At 42.8% G+C, this 1062-nt stretch carries 2 protein-coding genes; both read right to left on the reverse strand.

Annotated elements, in window-relative coordinates; genetic code table 11:
• On the reverse strand, positions 1-328 hold a 328-nt coding region (locus BACCELL_RS25310), incomplete at its 3' end, for a hypothetical protein (protein WP_007215033.1).
• A gap of 55 nt (positions 329-383) precedes the next feature.
• Positions 384-1062 (reverse strand): 5'-nucleotidase C-terminal domain-containing protein (locus BACCELL_RS25315; RefSeq protein WP_044154429.1); only part of this gene is annotated, 679 nt, incomplete at its 5' end.

A 1062-nucleotide genomic window follows, 5' to 3' on the forward strand; every position in this document is an offset into this window, starting at 1 on the left:
ACGCCGCGAGCGCCGGCGGAGCACGAAGAGAAATAGTCTGTTTTCCCCCTCCTTTTATCAAAGGCGACACCTGTTCTGCTTCCAGCACTGCCAGAAGTATTCGCATGGGGTGCAGATCTTCATATACATCAACCTCCGGAGCCTGGAAAGTTGACAAACGACCAATAACGAGAAGTTCGGATTTGGAGTGTGTATGTTTACCGTGAAACGGATGGGAGTGCGTAATGATGACTCCATTGACATAGTGAACATGAGTAAAAGCTGTAATACTTGTCTGATATGCCACAAACAGCACCAACAAGCATACAGCTCCTATAATTCTTTTCATCTCTTTGTTCACGTTCCTACCACCCTTTTAAAATTTGCGACTGCAAAGATAGCGATTATTTTTCCACTTTTCCAAACAAGTATTCATAATCCCTTTTGGCGGCAGGCTCTACCCATTCTTCGGGAATAAATTTCCATTGCCCTAATGCATGCGGTTCAATCACACCCTTTTTCTCTATATACTGCATCAAGTAATAACGCAGATCTTTATCTGTAGAGAACAAGATACGCCCTTTCAATTCATCTTGAGGAATCCCGGCTCCCTTAGTCAACAATTCTCCACCACCATTACCACGGTATGAATTCAGTGCTACTTTATACATCTTGTCCATAGAAAAAGGAGTACCATCAGCCATACTGATAATAGTAATCTTCTCCCCTTTCGGTTTTGTTACATCTACCGTATATATGATGCCGGCTGCCGAATCGAAGTTAAAACTAAAATTCTGGAAAGAAGCACGATCCGTTGCACCTTCACGACGCTGTTTGCGGAACAATAACAGATGGTCATCAGCTGATTTCATCTGATTCGTCCACAAGTTATATGACATTTCCAGCGCATCCTTCACCTCCTTACCGGACAGTTTCATGGTATAGAGCATGTTCTCATACTTATATAAGTTGAACATATCGCTCACAAACACATCCCCCTTGTTAATTTCCGTATCATACGACAGGGGCGCAGCAAGCGATATATCAGCATTGGTTATTTCAAGCTGCAACAAATGAATCAGG

It is taken from the genome of Bacteroides cellulosilyticus DSM 14838 (assembly GCF_000158035.1).
Taxonomy (GTDB): Bacteria; Bacteroidota; Bacteroidia; order Bacteroidales; family Bacteroidaceae; genus Bacteroides; species Bacteroides cellulosilyticus.